17 protein-coding genes are annotated in these 14180 nt (G+C 50.7%); 11 read left to right on the top strand and 6 right to left on the bottom strand.

The window, feature by feature from the left end; genetic code table 11:
- Nucleotides 1-58: 58 nt before the first annotated feature.
- From ACQKPA_RS11680 to ACQKPA_RS11670, 3 genes are all read left to right on the top strand, one after another.
- Nucleotides 59-463: a DoxX family protein gene (locus ACQKPA_RS11680; RefSeq protein ID WP_427492330.1), complete on the top strand. Its 405-nt coding sequence runs from the start codon at nucleotides 59-61 to the stop codon at nucleotides 461-463.
- A gap of 22 nt (nucleotides 464-485) precedes the next feature.
- Nucleotides 486-1112, top strand: a complete 627-nt coding sequence (locus ACQKPA_RS11675; protein WP_427492328.1) for a nitroreductase family protein — start codon at nucleotides 486-488, stop codon at nucleotides 1110-1112.
- 174 nt (nucleotides 1113-1286) lie between these two features.
- Entirely contained in the window at nucleotides 1287-2396 is a 1110-nt protein-coding gene (locus tag ACQKPA_RS11670) for a hypothetical protein (protein ID WP_427492326.1), read from the top strand.
- An 82-nt stretch (nucleotides 2397-2478) separates the two neighbouring features.
- Here ACQKPA_RS11670 and ACQKPA_RS11665 read toward each other — a convergent pair whose 3' ends face one another.
- The 6 genes from ACQKPA_RS11665 to ACQKPA_RS11640 form a co-directional block, all read right to left on the bottom strand.
- Nucleotides 2479-2913: a DUF6376 family protein gene (locus ACQKPA_RS11665; RefSeq protein WP_427492324.1), complete on the bottom strand. Its 435-nt coding sequence runs from the start codon at nucleotides 2911-2913 to the stop codon at nucleotides 2479-2481.
- 142 nt (nucleotides 2914-3055) lie between these two features.
- Entirely contained in the window at nucleotides 3056-3553 is a 498-nt protein-coding gene (locus ACQKPA_RS11660) for a hypothetical protein (RefSeq protein WP_427492322.1), read from the bottom strand.
- A gap of 267 nt (nucleotides 3554-3820) precedes the next feature.
- Nucleotides 3821-4471 (bottom strand): amino acid ABC transporter permease, encoded by a 651-nt coding sequence (locus tag ACQKPA_RS11655; protein WP_427492320.1) that lies wholly within the window; start codon nucleotides 4469-4471, stop codon nucleotides 3821-3823.
- A 42-nt stretch (nucleotides 4472-4513) separates the two neighbouring features.
- A complete protein-coding gene (locus ACQKPA_RS11650; protein ID WP_100539919.1) occupies nucleotides 4514-5173 on the bottom strand; it encodes an amino acid ABC transporter permease in 660 nt (219 codons plus the stop codon).
- Between the two features lie 133 nt (nucleotides 5174-5306).
- The gene (locus ACQKPA_RS11645) at nucleotides 5307-6116 is read right to left on the bottom strand and encodes a glutamate ABC transporter substrate-binding protein (RefSeq protein WP_427492317.1); all 810 of its coding nucleotides are present in this window, start codon (nucleotides 6114-6116) and stop codon (nucleotides 5307-5309) included.
- A gap of 98 nt (nucleotides 6117-6214) precedes the next feature.
- The gene (locus tag ACQKPA_RS11640; protein ID WP_427492784.1) at nucleotides 6215-6964 is read right to left on the bottom strand and encodes an amino acid ABC transporter ATP-binding protein; all 750 of its coding nucleotides are present in this window, start codon (nucleotides 6962-6964) and stop codon (nucleotides 6215-6217) included.
- A gap of 157 nt (nucleotides 6965-7121) precedes the next feature.
- Here ACQKPA_RS11640 and ACQKPA_RS11635 point away from each other — a divergent pair, with 157 nt between their 5' ends.
- The 8 genes from ACQKPA_RS11635 to ACQKPA_RS11600 all read left to right on the top strand — a co-directional run bounded on the left by ACQKPA_RS11635 (nucleotide 7122) and on the right by ACQKPA_RS11600 (nucleotide 14095).
- Complete coding sequence (locus tag ACQKPA_RS11635; RefSeq protein WP_427492315.1) at nucleotides 7122-8303, top strand: acyltransferase; 1182 nt, start codon at nucleotides 7122-7124, stop codon at nucleotides 8301-8303.
- A 223-nt stretch (nucleotides 8304-8526) separates the two neighbouring features.
- The gene (locus tag ACQKPA_RS11630) at nucleotides 8527-10167 is read left to right on the top strand and encodes a glycoside hydrolase family 5 protein (RefSeq protein WP_427492313.1); all 1641 of its coding nucleotides are present in this window, start codon (nucleotides 8527-8529) and stop codon (nucleotides 10165-10167) included.
- Nucleotides 10168-10195: 28 nt separating this feature from the next.
- Entirely contained in the window at nucleotides 10196-10660 is a 465-nt protein-coding gene (locus tag ACQKPA_RS11625; protein ID WP_427492311.1) for a pyridoxamine 5'-phosphate oxidase family protein, read from the top strand.
- Nucleotides 10661-10963: 303 nt separating this feature from the next.
- Nucleotides 10964-11164 (top strand): cold-shock protein CspD, encoded by a 201-nt coding sequence (cspD, locus tag ACQKPA_RS11620; protein WP_006207896.1) that lies wholly within the window; start codon nucleotides 10964-10966, stop codon nucleotides 11162-11164.
- 96 nt (nucleotides 11165-11260) lie between these two features.
- On the top strand, nucleotides 11261-11497 hold the full coding sequence (locus ACQKPA_RS11615) for a cold-shock protein (RefSeq protein ID WP_071222231.1): 237 nt from the start codon (nucleotides 11261-11263) through the stop codon (nucleotides 11495-11497).
- 188 nt (nucleotides 11498-11685) lie between these two features.
- The gene (locus ACQKPA_RS11610) at nucleotides 11686-11859 is read left to right on the top strand and encodes a hypothetical protein (RefSeq protein ID WP_181469830.1); all 174 of its coding nucleotides are present in this window, start codon (nucleotides 11686-11688) and stop codon (nucleotides 11857-11859) included.
- 333 nt (nucleotides 11860-12192) lie between these two features.
- Nucleotides 12193-13182, top strand: coding sequence for an ABC transporter permease (locus ACQKPA_RS11605; protein WP_427492308.1), 990 nt, complete (start codon nucleotides 12193-12195; stop codon nucleotides 13180-13182).
- A gap of 31 nt (nucleotides 13183-13213) precedes the next feature.
- Nucleotides 13214-14095 (top strand): carbohydrate ABC transporter permease, encoded by an 882-nt coding sequence (locus ACQKPA_RS11600; RefSeq protein ID WP_100539926.1) that lies wholly within the window; start codon nucleotides 13214-13216, stop codon nucleotides 14093-14095.
- Nucleotides 14096-14180 lie beyond the last annotated feature (85 nt).

Genomic DNA, 14180 nt, shown 5'->3' with positions numbered 1-14180 from the left:
GATGAACGGTGTCGATGGATTTCTATAAATTATGAAAATTATAATGGAGGCGAATAAAATGGCTATAGATATTGGATTGTTGTTGCTTCGTTTGGTGGTTGGCTTGTCGTTCATGGCGCACGGCGCACAGAAGCTGTTTGGATGGTTTGGCGGTTACGGGCCGAAAGGGACCGGCGGCTGGATGGAATCGGTTGGCATTAAGCCTGGTGTCACGATTGCGGTGTTGTCAGGACTGATGGAGCTGGTTGGCGGGCTGTTGTTTGCGGCCGGATTTCTCACGGTGCTCGGCGCAGCGCTGATCGCGCTGACGATGCTGGGCGCAATCGTGAAGGTGCATGGCCGAAACGGGTATTGGTCTACAGCGAATGGGTACGAGTATAATTTGCTGTTGATCGCAGTCGCAGTTGCACTGGCACTCACGGGTGCAGGCGCATATTCACTGGATGCGGTAATCTTTAACTAATCGATGATGGGGGCGTGCGGATATGAGTGATCTGACAACATTAATTAAGAGCCGGAGATCAGCTAATCTGTTTATGGAAGGGATCGAAATCCCGGATCAGGATTTGAATGATATATTTAATGAAGTTAAATATGCTCCTTCGGCTTTTAATTTACAGCACACGCATTATGTGGTGATTAAGGATCCCGATATCAAGCACAAGGTTTACGATGCCGCCAACAAGCAGCATAAGATACTCACTGGATCGGCCGTCATCGTGGTACTGGGGAATAAGCAGGCCTACGAAGATATCGGAAGAATGAACGAGGGCTTTCTGAATTTGGGCGTGATCGACAAGCTTGAATATGACATGACGGTTGAATCCGTCACGAACTTTTATGAAGCGGGTGGAGAAACCTTTAAGAGGGATGAAGCCATTCGGAATGCCAGCCTATCGGCGATGTTATTGATGATGGTGGCCAAGGACAAGGGATGGGATACCTGCCCGATGATCGGATTTGATCCCGATGCCCTGCAGAAGGAACTGAACATTCCGGATTCTTATGTGCCTGCCATGCTGATCGCGATCGGCAAGGAGGATGCAAGAAAGCCGCGTCCCCGGGGCTATCGCAAGCCGGTATTGGAGTTTGTAAGCTATAATCAATTTTAAATGATGCATAATATGAGAAGGAGCTCCCGCTGCAGGTCTTTAGATCTGGCGGGAGCTTTTTTTCATCTACAATGATAAACATTCCCCTCTGTCATGACGATGATGAATATAAAGAGATCGGTGCAGCGCCAATCCTAAATACGATTGTATTCGTTATATATGGAGGTGAACGAAATGAAGACGAGGAAAAGGCCTTATCTGCGATCCGGACAGATCCTAATTATGGCTGTCATGACGATTATGCTAATGGTGGCATGCACGAAGGAGGTGCCGGGATCGATACAGCAAAATAGATCGACTTCCGCCGCGCCGAGTGCAGGAGAAGCCGGGAATCAATCGGGAATGCCAGCAGCAGCAACGGAAGGTTTGCGTACGGCATTCCAGCCGGAAGATCAAAACCATCACCAGGCTAAGCAAGATTCGGAGCCGCCGGAGGGGGAGTCCAACCACAATCCGATTGAAGCGGTTCTCGACATGTACGAGGCGCTTCGGTCTAACGATTCCGCCATGTTTTTCCGCCATGCTGACATTCCGAGCGTCCGTATGTCCCCCGCCAAACTGAAGGTGCTGTTCGAAGAGGCGGGCAAACGTGAAGTGAGAGCGGAACGCTTCAAGCTGTTTGATAAAGAAGGGCTGGATGACGTAAGCAGCCGGTTGTTATCTCTTACGTACGGCAGCCAGGCCGAGATCGTACTGGAGGAGCTCAGCCAGGGCGATCAGAACCTGTGGTTTGTGACGACGTTCGCGGATAGGCTTACAGTCGTGGAGCAATCCACGATCTACCCCGGGGCCTATGAGCTTGGAAGAGAGGCGACTATGGAAGAGCTTATCGCTATAGAGATCCAGCACACGGCTGAAGACAGGGCGTATCTTGCAGCAAAAGCGAAGCAGCCTATATGGAATCCGGTGCAGACCGTTTCCTTGCTGTATCAGGCAGTACAGGCGGAGGATGCGGAAACCTTTTATACGATGTCAGGTGGAGACGAGGGATACTTTTCGGGTCAGTACGTCCGGGACATGGTGGAATTTACGGAATGGATGAGAGCTTTTGAAAGCGTGCAGCATATTTCAATCGAATCGGTTCCGCAGGAGAATTTGGCTGGGAGTTATAGAGAAGAATATAATAAAAGCTTTGGCGACACATGGCAATTCATTGTGGCGTGGGACCCAAAGGATGAAGAAGGATACCAAGGGACTTACTGGATTATGGCGCCTAGCGAAGACGGAACGCGATATGTCGTAAAGCAGACGCTTACCGCCAACCTCGAATCCTTTTTTAAATGAGGAATACATACATAGCGAAGAAACATAGCAGCCCCGCTCATGAAGAGCAGGGCTGCTATGTTGTTGGCCAGGGTTTGCCTGATTACGGCTGAAGATTTTGGAGCATATCCATCGTTTCGTTAATTTTATTGACGGTTTGAACGATGTTGGAATTCTGGAAGTCGGTCACTCCGTTCTGGATTTGATCCATATAACCGTTGATGTCGGTCAGCAGCGTGTCGTTTAAAGCGACCAGCTGTTCATGGATGGTCTGTGCAAAAGCAGGGGCTTCGATGCCATTAAACTCCGAGATCCGGGTTTTCATCGCTTCGAGTTCTTGGGTCAGCGTTTCCTTGGCATCTGTATTCGTGGCGGCCTGTTGGGCAAGCTCCGGAATGGACTCGGCAAATTGGGAGGCGTCATTTATAAAAGTGGTGGCTTCTTTCGTATAATCCAAGGAATTGTTCACACTGTCCACCAAGGAACAGCCGGAGAGAACTCCCAGAACAAGTGAAATCAACAATAATCTTTTGATCATTTCTCATCCTCCTGTCGTTTAAACGCAGTTCTTATACGTTGTATACGTATGACATGGAGAATGGTTGTATTTTTTTCGCGCGAAGGAGCAGGTATTTTCAAGAAAACCTGAAACAGCGTTTCCTGAGATGGCTGGGAAGGGATTAATATTTCCCCAGCAGGTAGCGAACAAGCTCAATCAAACCGGCCAGAATACCGCCGGGCTTTGGGCTTTCGGCCGATCGAGCCGGCTTCTCAGGCTGGATGCCTTCCCCCAGCGAAGTCACGTCAACGGAAGAGGAAGGCCCCGTATTTCCGCAGAGATGGGGTTTGAGCTTTTCCCCGCTTTTCTCGGCGAACACAATATATTCCTTGCCTGTTTCAAAGGATTCCCAGCCATTGGAATAAAGGGTGACGGTTGGTGAATCCGATTCTCCTTTCCACCACTCGGAAACCTGGAATACATATTTGCTTTTGGATATATCGGCTTTAGGATTGGACGAGGCCAACGTGCCCCTGAATACCGCGTCCGAGGTTTTTAGCTCCTCGGTAACCTTTCGAGGCTCCGCGCATGACAAGGCGGATACCGTGGATTGATCTGCGCCAAGCCATAGACCAACAGTAAGGGAAAGAGCGGTCATGGCGATAAGGCCTTTTTTCATATCGGCGTCTCCTTTCGGGAGGATTATGTATTTAGACGAGGAGGGTTTCGCCATTGTTGCAGCGTACTTGGAAATAAATCCGATGCCCATATGGCTTCAGGTGCGGGGAGCTTGAGTTTTAGAATTTGCAGGTGCTCCGGAAGCGCAAATACCCCGCAAGCCAAAATGGCTGCGGAGCAGATTGGACGTAATTGCTTATGCGGGCCGGTTGCTTTATTACTAGAATGGTTAGTGGTCCAGGATAGGAGCGGGAACAGAAGGGCCAGGTTAAATCTGTCTTGCTTCCAGCCGTTTGGCGATAATGGACAGAAGATAATTCAGCGTGAAGTACAGCAAGGACGCAAAAACAAGGGCAGGAATAACATAGGCGTAGCTGGAACCGCTAAGAATCTGCACGTTACGCATCAGCTCAGGCAGTGAAATGATCACGGCGAGCGATGTGTCTTTAATGAGCGAGATGAACTGGCTCACCATAGGGGGGGACATCCGGCGCAGCGCCAGCGGGAGAATCACGTGCCGCAGTGTCTGCATATAAGAGAGGCCGGAGGCCCGGGCCGCTTCGATCTGGCCTTTATCCACCGATACGAGGCCGCTGCGGACGATCTCGGCGATCATGGCTCCTTCAAAAATGCTCAGGCCAACGACGGCCGCCCAGAAGGTGGGGATTCGAATCCCGGTCTGGGGCAGCACCATGCCGATGAAGAAAATGATCAGCAGCAGCGGCAGATTGCGGATAATATCCACAAATATGGCCGTCGTCCTCGACAGGAAGGGGGTTTTCGTATACCTCACGGTTCCGAGCACGGTTCCAATGATGAAGCTGAATATAATGGATAAGCCGGCAACCTGCACCGTGATCCAAAAGCCTTGAAGGAGATATCGCAGATTCGGCCAGGAGTACGCACCGATAAAATCCATCTCATGCCACCTCCTGTTTATTAGGCAAACTTGCGTTTAACGTCAATTGCTTCTCGCAAAGCGGCGCTCCATGTAATGGACGGCCAGGCTGAGCGGTATGGTCAGGAGCAGGTAGAACAGGGCTACAAACGTATAGACGGGAATGCCTTTGAAGGTGCTCAGGTTAATCAGATCGGCATAATACATCAGGTCGAGTCCGGCGATAACGCCGAGGACCGAGGAATTCTTGACCAAATTGATCAATTGGTTGCCGATGGCCGGCAGTACGATTTTGATCGCCTGCGGAAGAATGATGTAGCGCATATTCTGGATATAACTCAGCCCGGAGGAGCGAGCCGCCTCTGACTGTCCGGAGGGTACCGCCTGGATCCCCGCCCGAATGGCTTCGGCAATGAAGGCAGCCGTATACACCATCAGCCCGAGCGTACCCGAAGTGAACGGGTCAACCGGTATGCCGAGAGAAGGCAGCCCCAGGAAAAAGAAAAAGACAACCACCAGGAGCGGAATGTTGCGGATAAACTCTACATAGATGGCGCCGATGGCTTTCAATATGCGGAATGGGGCAATCCGCAGGATGGCGATCAAGGTGCCCAGCACCAGGCTGCCGATCAGCCCAAGCAGGCTGGCGAGAATGGTCTGGCCCAGGCCAGCCATGAATTGATCCCAGTGCTGGGCCAGAATGTTAAAATCCCACAAGGTCACAATGCTTCACCTCCAATGGGGGATGATGGTCGTTTAGCCGGTCGAAAGTAGCCAGGCTGTTCCTAACGCTAAAAGGGAGGAACTGATTGGAGCCATGACGCCTTAAGCCCGGCCGACCATTACATGCTTGCGGTTATTCCGGTTTTACGCCCATCCATTGCTCATACAGTTTGTCGTACTCGCCGCTATCCTTCAGCTCCTTCAACAGCTCGTTGACGGTTTTCACAAACTCCGGATTTCCTTTTTTGATGGCCATGCCGTATGGTTCATCCGTAAAGTTGCCGCCGACCAGCTCAAAGCTCGGGTCCTGCTGCTGCATGCCGAGGAGGATGGAATTGTCGGTGGTCAGGGCATCGCCCTGTCCCGCTTTGAGGGCGGTGAAGGCGTCCTGATAATTCTCGAATTCGAGAATGACTGCGTCCGGCGCTTTCTCGCGGATATTTTGCGCGGAAGTGGAGCCCTTTACCGTGAGCACCTTCGTATCTTTGTTCAGGCTTTCCAGACCCGTGATCGGGCTTCCCTTCTTCACCAGCAGGGATTGGCCGGCTTCAAAATAGACATCGCTGAAGTCCACCTGCTCTTTGCGCTCCTCCGTTATGGTCATTGTGGCGATAATGATGTCAATGTCCCCGTTTTTCAGCATGTCGATCCTGGTCTTGGAGGTGACCTCCTTCAGCTCGACCTTGGTCTCGTCACCGAGAATTTTTTTGGCCAGCGCTTTGGCGATGTCGATATCGAAGCCCTCCACATTGCCGGTCGCTGGGTCCTGCAGTCCAAACAGCTTCGTATCATATTTCACTCCGGCTACAAGCTTGCCCCGTTTCTTGATCGCCTCGAGGGTGTCCGTATTGCCGGAACCCCCGCATCCGGATGCGACCAGCATGATGACTAAAGCTAGCAGGGCCGCGCTCCACTTGAAGGTCCTCGTCAATCTTTTCTTCATACACCAGATCCCCCTTAAAGATATGAATTCTCTTAATAAGTTAAGTTCCTAAAGAGCAATGCGGCAATTTCTTTCCGCCCCTACGCACCAAGTCCGGGTTAGTGATGCAGCAGGCGGCTCAGGAACGCCCGTGCTCTTTCCTCCCGCGGCTGATTGAAAAAATCGGAGGCGGGCGCATCCTCGATAATCCGCCCTTCGTCCATAAAGACGATTCGATCCGCGGCTTCGCGGGCGAAGCCCATCTCATGGGTAACCACAGCCATGGTCATGCCTTGGTGGGCGAGTGAGCGCATGACATCCAGCACTTCGCCGATCATCTCCGGGTCGAGTGCGGACGTTGGTTCGTCAAACAGCATAATCTTCGGGTTCATGGTCAATCCGCGGGCAATCGCAACCCGCTGCTGCTGGCCACCCGAGAGTTGAGAGGGATAGCTGTCCGCTTTGTCCGCAATTCCGACTCGCTGCAGGTACGTCAATGCTTTTTTCGTTGCCTCCGCTTTGGACATCTTCAGCACCTTCATGGGCGCGAGAATGATATTGTCGATCACCTTTTTGTGCGGGTACAGGTTGAAATGCTGGAAGACCATCCCGATATCCCGCCTGAACGTATTAATGTCGATCTTCTTGTCATGAAGCTTGACGCCATTCACGACAAGCTCGCCATCCGTAATGCTTTCGAGCCGATTGATGCACCGCAGCAGCGTGCTTTTACCGGAGCCGGAAGGTCCAACGATGACAACGACTTCCCCCTGAGAAATGGTCAGGTCGATTTCTTTCAGAACATGGAAGGTTCCGAAAAATTTGTTGACGCGGCTAAATTCAATCAGTAGAAATCCCCTCCTATTCACTTCGAATTGGTGTAAGCTTGTGTCCTGTCTTGGTGCCAGGCCCTTTTTACACTGGTATGGCAAAGGGAGCTTGTTCCATGCCACTTTTAGGAAAATTTAGTATCCAAGCGGTTGGGAGTGAGATATAATAGGGGGCGTATCATATGAAGGAGGCAACATGGATAAACGTGCAAAAATAACCGAAATCGACCTGGTTCGGGGCTTTGCGATGATGGGCGTGCTGATGGTGCATGCGACGTCGTTCGCCACAGTTCAGATGCGCGGGGACGATTTTTTTGGCTTGTATAACTTCTTGAACATATTCTCGAAGGTTGGAACGACGACCTTCATATTTCTGAGCAGCTTCGTGCTGTTCTATAACTATTATCACCGTCCGTTCAAGGGCCGTGACCTTGCCCGGTTCTTCAAAAATCGGCTGATGTATATCCTGGTGCCATACCTGCTGTTCTCAGTGTTATTCTTTACGGTGGCATGGTATCATCGCGGAGGCGAGCCGAATCTGGCGGCAATGTTGCAGAGTTTCTGGCCCAAGCTGGCAACGGGGAAATCTTACACGCACTTATATTTTATCTTCATTAACATCCAGTTCTATCTGCTGTTCCCACTGGTGCTGATGCTGCTGAAACGATTCCGCGGCTTCGCGGCGGTCTGCGTGCTGGTCGGCATTGGACTGCAGTGGTTGTTCTATATCGGCAATGACGCCTGGTGGGACGTAACGAACCGGAACAGCTGGTCGCTGTCGTTTCTGTCGTATTATTTTCTTGGGGCGTGGATCGGCATTTATTATGACCGGGTCAAGGATTGGCTAACTTCAACGCAGCATGCCGCAAGACCGGCGCTGCGCAAGCTGGGCTGGATCGCCCTTTGGGCAATATGGCTGGGCGCCGCGCTGGCGCATATCGGCCTTCGATACAATCAACGGCTGCTGGGAACGGAATATCATCCGCTGCTCTACGATGCCTTCTGGAATGTGCATACGTTAACCACTGCCCTGGTCATGCTTCAGGTCGCGCTGCTATTCGGGAATAAAAGAGTTTGGTGGTTGAACGGGTTCAGGCGGCTCGGCGTGTATTCCTTCGGTGTGTATCTGGTACATCCGCTGGTGCTGCTCCTCTACCGGGACTTTCCTCCGCAGACGGAGAACTCCTGGCTGCTGCTGGCGTGGTATGCTGGCGGTCTTATCAGCGCACTGGCTGTCTCGTATATAGTGGTGTACAGCATGAGTCGTCTCGGGAGCTGGACCTGGATCTTTTTAGGTAAACTGCCGGGCAGCTTACGGAAGGGAAGATCACCAAGTCAACCTGTTCCCGCCCAGCCGGTTACGGAGGTTTCATCGTAAGTTTGATAAGTGGAAAGGTGCAATCCTCGAACAGAGGATAGCGCCTTTTTCTTTTGGCCGATGGCCGATATTTCAGAATGATTCCCTGATTTTCGGAATGGAGCTTATTGCCCGACATGACATGTTATATTTTGATTGATGTTTGGCCTGCAGAACAAATGTCGCCGTTGATATGGCTGGTCAATTACATTCGTTACAGACATGGAAGCGAGGGAATGCCAATATGAATGATAGCAGAAATCCTTTGGTAAGCGGTTTTATTAAGGCGGACGGCAAACGCGTGATGAATGGGGACGGGCAAGAAATTCTGCTGCAGGGAGTCGGACTTGGCAGCTGGCTGCTGCCGGAAGGGTACATGTGGAAAATGCCGGAGCAGGGGGACCGTCCGCGGCGCATCGAAGGTATGGTTAGGGATCTGATCGGCGAGGAGAAGGCGGCTGCGTTCTGGGAGACCTATTACGAGCGTTATATCACGGAAGCTGATATCCGGCAGATTGCCTCCGAGGGCTTCAATTCCATTCGAGTACCGATCAATGCGAGGTTCATTATGGAGGAAGGGCAGCACCCGCCTTTTGTATATCATGAAGGTCATCTGAGGCTCATTGATCAGGTGATCGATTGGTGCAGGACGTATTCGCTGTATGTTATTCTGGATTTGCATGGCGCGCCCGGCGGACAGACCGGGGCCAATATCGACGATTCCGAGCGGGATTTGCCGGAGCTGTTCACGGATCGACGGAACGCGGAGCGGACGGTGGCGCTGTGGCGCTTACTGGCGGAACGCTATAAAGACGAGTGGATCGTGGCCGGTTACGACCTGCTTAACGAACCGCTGCCCGACTGGTTCAGCGAGTACAATGACCGGGTGATGCCGCTATATAAGGAAATCACCGCAGCTATACGCGAAGTGGACAAGCGCCATATGATCATTTTGGAAGGCGTCCATTGGTCTACGGATTGGAGCATTTTTGACGACAAATTTGACGATAATTTGATGCTGCAGTTCCATAAGTACTGGAATAATCCCGACACGGAGAGCATTCGGAAGTATCTGGATTTTCGCGTAGAATGGAATGTGCCGATCTTCATGGGTGAAGGCGGCGAGAATAACCCGCAGTGGTACACGGGCGCATTCCGAATGTTTGAGGACCATAACATATCCTGGAACTTCTGGACCTGGAAGAAGATGAGCACTCAAAACTCACCTTTCTCGATTCGCATGCCGAAAGGCTGGGAGAAGCTGACGGATTATCTGGAAGGCGGAGAGAGGCCTTCTTCAGCTGAAGCTGAAGCGATTCTGGGCGAATACCTGGATCATCTTCCGCTGGCAGCTTGCGACGCTTACCCGAACGTATCCCGGTCGCTGCTGCGCCGGCTGCCCATTCAGCTCCCGGCAGAGTTTTACGGATATCGGGGCGAGGGCGTTTCGTATCATGTTATGGCAAAGGCCAGCCAGGATATCGGCTTCCGGATTTCTGACGGCGTTCCGATGCGGATGATGACGGGCAAGGCGGAGAAGCCGAGCTACGCTCCGGAAGGCGGCAAGCCGTGGGCGGAGGACAACCTGGTATGCGTACAGCTCCGGGAGGGCGATTGGCTTGCTTATGATGCGCTTTGCGCTGGTGCAGACATCTTTCATCTGGACATTCGGGCCCTGATTCCCAAGGGAACGGTGGATATTATGCTCCAGATCGGGGACCGGGAGCCTGAGCTTATCTCCTTGTCTGACTCTGGCGAAGGACAGTGGGACATCCATAGGGTGGCTGAGGCTATGCCGATTGAGGAAGGCCCCGTGGATCTGGTGTTCATGGTGAATAAAGGCCGCATCGAGCTGGATTGGCTGGCATTTACCGAAGCTCGTTAAATTGATATGGTGAAGGGGAGATGGCGCTGTGACGGAACAGGCTGCAATATCAGAAGGGTTGTGCCAATGGCTGGATGGCTCGGATCTGGAGTCGAAACAGTATGAAGCGATGATGCTATTGAGCGTAACCGAAGATGGATGGCCGAATACGGCCATGCTCAGCGTGGGGGAGGTGCTGGCCTTAGACCGGAACCGGCTTCGACTTGCATTATGGCAGGGAACGGTTACGACTGGCAATCTTCTTCGCACCGGACAGGGCACATTGGTGGCAATACATGATGGAGCGGCCCATTATGTTCGGCTGCGCCTTCAAGCGCTTCCCGATCTGCCGGATGCCCGGCATCCGCTGCAGCGTTTTGATGCCGAGGTAGTGGCTGTTCGCGAAGATATCGCGAAGTATGCAGATATTATATCGGCCGTGAAGTTTCAGTTGCACGACCCGGATGGAGTCCTGCAGCGCTGGAAGGAAACGCTGGAGGAATTGCGAAAGTAAACGTTTACGCGTTAAAACGCTGCTCTGGATACAGCTCCTGGCATATGCCGGGAGTTGTATATGCTTGCTTGTGCTTAATCGGAATGATGCCGAATAAAATAACTTTAATTTTTCCGCAGAATCTTTTGCATTGGTATTTGCTATCGTCGGTCAAATGTGTTAAGATATGAATATCGAAATCGACCTGAATTCACATATTGTAGAGGGTTGTCATTTCTGATAACCTTGTGCAATATGTGAATTTTTTTATTCCGTCTGCGAAGAAAAAAGGTCATGTAAATATATATCAAGGAGGATTCCCCCATGCAAACAGGAACTGTTAAATGGTTTAATGCTGAAAAGGGCTTTGGTTTCATCGAAGTTGAAGGCGGTAACGATGTATTCGTTCACTTCAGCGCGATCCAAGGCGACGGCTTCAAAACGCTTGACGAAGGCCAACGCGTTGAATTCAACATCGTTGAAGGAAACCGTGGACCACAAGCTGAGAACGTTGTTAAATTGTAATTACAATTGAAGACTGCCCTTAATGTGCGACATTAAGGGCAGTTTTCTTTTATACGGCGTTTCTATTTTCTAAGACGAGAATAAGGAGGAGCGTTCATGTATTCGCGTAAAAACTCGATGGAGAGTATTCCTGAAGAAATAACGGAAGTTTGGGCATGCACTAAGGAAGACTGCAAAGGGTGGATGCGGGACGATTTTGCGTTCGACACGGAACCGGTATGCCATTTGTGTCAATCCCCTATGGTCAAGGAAACGAGAAGCCTGCCGCAGCTAGTTAATACCAATAAACAACAGAAATCTCTGGCTAAGGGGATTCAGATCGAGCGCAAATAGCAGCTAATACCTAGAGAAAGCGCTGGGCAAACACAAATTCTTCTTGAAGCTACCTTCGGATTTTATGGTAAATCCGTCTATTTCTGTTTCATTGGAAGGAGAATGGTTAGTAATACGTGTACCCTTTCATTCTGATTCAGAATGATTTTACGGCATAAGGGACGCAAAATTCAAAGGAGTGAAATGTATTGAACACGCAAACCGAGGTACTGAAGAGGAACATTGACAACATGATCATCCAGGATAACCAAGGCGGCTTGAACGATCAGGAGAAATTCATCATGCAGAAGCTGATGCGTGAGAAATACCAACAGGAACACGAAAGCAAACAGGAACAACGTGAGGAAGACAAAGGGGAATAACTGGGAAACCGTTTGATATACGTGACCAAAAACGATAACGCCGCCGTAACGATCCGATGGATCGCTTGTGGTGAAAGATCGTGAGCAAGAGGAAGGCATGAATGGCAGCTGTGGAGGCTGCTGTTCATGCCTTTTTTTGTGCCTGGAATGAGTAGAGGGTACAATATTTCGTTTTTGGGCTGCATTTTTTCGTAAATGGCGAAGTGTACCCGAAAAATGAGCCCCTTGAAACGAAATCTGAAACCTTTCGTGCAGAGAATGGACGATCTACAATATAAACATAGAGAATGTAAAGGTTTTCAAAATGATAGGATCAACCTGGAGGTCATAACCATGCAAAATCAACTTCATGCCGACGTTTCCGAAACCGGTGTCGGTCCCTCAATGGAGCCTTCTGTACAGAAGAAGCTTGACAGAAAGAGATGGCTCAGAAAGCTCTACGGCCAACGACATCTTCAAATTATGGCGCTGCTCGGCGTTGCGTGGATGATCATCTTTAACTACATTCCGATGTACGGTGTCATCATTGCATTTAAGGAATTCAATATCGTGAAGTCCATCGGCGAAGCTCCATGGGTAGGGCTGGCGCACTTTAAGGAGTTCTTCTCAGACGAGGACTTTAAGAATGTTATGCGGAACACGCTCGGGATCAGCTTGCTGAAGCTGTTTATCGGATTTCCGCTTCCGATCATTTTTGCACTCTTTCTGAACGAAATCCGGTCCGTTCGCTACAAGAGGACCATTCAGACGATTTCTTATCTGCCTCACTTCTTGTCATGGGTCATTCTGGGCGGCATTCTGATGACCTGGCTTGCGGATATCGGGATTATCAACAATATTTTGATGGCTCTGCATATGATCGATGAGCCGATCACGTATCTGGCCGAACCGAAATATTTCTGGGGAATCATTATCACCTCGGATATATGGAAGGAGCTTGGATGGTCCGCGATTATCTATCTGGCGGCCATTGCCAGCATTTCGCCTGAAATGTACGAGGCGTCGACGATTGATGGCGCAGGCCGGTTTCAGAAGATGTGGTACATTACCCTTCCCAGTATCAAATCGACCATTTCCATCCTCTTCATTCTTGCGGTTGGTGGTGTGCTGAACTCCAACTTCGATCAGATTTTGGTGCTCCGTAACTCGCTGAACGAAAGCGCGAGCAACGTCATCGATATTTTCGTGTACCACACCGGGATGCAGAACGGACGTTACTCTTATGCGCAAGCCGTGGCATTGTTCAAGTCCGTCATTGCGATTATCCTGCTGTTGATCGCAAACAAGGTGACCAAAAAACTGAACGACACATCACTATTCTAGCGAGAGCAGCGAGAAGGGAGACGAATAATCCATGTTTAAACGGAGAACCAAAGGCGAAGCCTTCTTCGATATATTCAATAATTTCGGCATGCTGATCGTATGCTTTCTGACGATCTACCCGATCTGGTACGTGCTGGTGAATGCCTTCAATGACGGGCAGGACGCCATGCGCGGAGGGATTTATTGGTGGCCGCGGATGTTCAGCCTTGAGAATTTCAGCGCGGTGTTCCAGAGCTCCGGCATCATGACGGCGATGGGCATTACCGTAGCCAAAACCGTGATCGGCGTGTTCATCCACGTCCTCTTCACCGCGATGGTCGCCTATGCATTTTCGCGGAAGGGTCTGATCGGCGGCAAATTCTATATTTTGCTCGGAACGGTGACGATGTTTTTCGGCGGCGGACTGATACCGACCTATCTGTTGATCAAGGATTTGAATATGCTCGACAGCTTCCTGGTGTACATTATTCCGGCCATGTTCAGTTTCTTCGATCTTATCATCTTCATGACCTTCTTCCGGGAAATTCCCGACGGACTTGAGGAGGCAGCGAAGATTGACGGGGCCAACGACTGGTCCATCTTCCTCCGGGTTGTGCTGCCTGTATCCATGCCGGTCATCGCGACAATTGCATTGTTTCACGGGGTATTCCAATGGAACGACTATTTCACCGGCGTCATTTATATCAACAATACGGATCTGCAGCCGATCCAGACGTATCTGTATAAAGTCGTCGCACAATCCAGCTCCAATCAGATGATGGCTCAGGTGCCGGGCGGGGTTGCCAAGACGGTCACTTCCCAATCAATCAAAATGGCGACCATGGTCGTAACGACGGCGCCGATCGTATTCGTTTATCCGTTCCTGCAGCGATACTTCGTCAAAGGCATGATGATTGGCTCCATTAAAGGTTGATTTACAGGATGTTCGTTGATGTTTCCTTCCCATCTCCCGGAGAGACCCGGGGGAGGGGAAATCTTACCGGTAGCTTCTCTTGCCT

The sequence above is a fragment of the Paenibacillus sp. NPDC093718 genome (genome assembly GCF_050279985.1).
Taxonomy (GTDB): Bacteria; Bacillota; Bacilli; order Paenibacillales; family Paenibacillaceae; genus Paenibacillus_AQ.
Note: the sequence above shows the minus strand (reverse complement) of the source record. Positions and strands in the feature narration are given on the sequence as shown.

What these genes read in the sequence shown, in the direction of transcription:
- ACQKPA_RS11605 (WP_427492308.1), top strand. Translation starts at nt 12,193, where the DNA reads ATGCAAAATCAACTTCATGCCGACGTTTCCGAAACCGGTGTCGGTCCC.
- ACQKPA_RS11660 (WP_427492322.1), bottom strand. Translation starts at nt 3,553, where the DNA reads ATGAAAAAAGGCCTTATCGCCATGACCGCTCTTTCCCTTACTGTTGGT.
- cspD (WP_006207896.1), top strand. Translation starts at nt 10,964, where the DNA reads ATGCAAACAGGAACTGTTAAATGGTTTAATGCTGAAAAGGGCTTTGGT.
- ACQKPA_RS11630 (WP_427492313.1), top strand. Translation starts at nt 8,527, where the DNA reads ATGAATGATAGCAGAAATCCTTTGGTAAGCGGTTTTATTAAGGCGGAC.
- ACQKPA_RS11655 (WP_427492320.1), bottom strand. Translation starts at nt 4,471, where the DNA reads ATGGATTTTATCGGTGCGTACTCCTGGCCGAATCTGCGATATCTCCTT.
- ACQKPA_RS11615 (WP_071222231.1), top strand. Translation starts at nt 11,261, where the DNA reads ATGTATTCGCGTAAAAACTCGATGGAGAGTATTCCTGAAGAAATAACG.
- ACQKPA_RS11645 (WP_427492317.1), bottom strand. Translation starts at nt 6,116, where the DNA reads ATGAAGAAAAGATTGACGAGGACCTTCAAGTGGAGCGCGGCCCTGCTA.
- ACQKPA_RS11635 (WP_427492315.1), top strand. Translation starts at nt 7,122, where the DNA reads ATGGATAAACGTGCAAAAATAACCGAAATCGACCTGGTTCGGGGCTTT.
- ACQKPA_RS11670 (WP_427492326.1), top strand. Translation starts at nt 1,287, where the DNA reads ATGAAGACGAGGAAAAGGCCTTATCTGCGATCCGGACAGATCCTAATT.
- ACQKPA_RS11675 (WP_427492328.1), top strand. Translation starts at nt 486, where the DNA reads ATGAGTGATCTGACAACATTAATTAAGAGCCGGAGATCAGCTAATCTG.
- ACQKPA_RS11665 (WP_427492324.1), bottom strand. Translation starts at nt 2,913, where the DNA reads ATGATCAAAAGATTATTGTTGATTTCACTTGTTCTGGGAGTTCTCTCC.
- ACQKPA_RS11680 (WP_427492330.1), top strand. Translation starts at nt 59, where the DNA reads ATGGCTATAGATATTGGATTGTTGTTGCTTCGTTTGGTGGTTGGCTTG.
- ACQKPA_RS11600 (WP_100539926.1), top strand. Translation starts at nt 13,214, where the DNA reads ATGTTTAAACGGAGAACCAAAGGCGAAGCCTTCTTCGATATATTCAAT.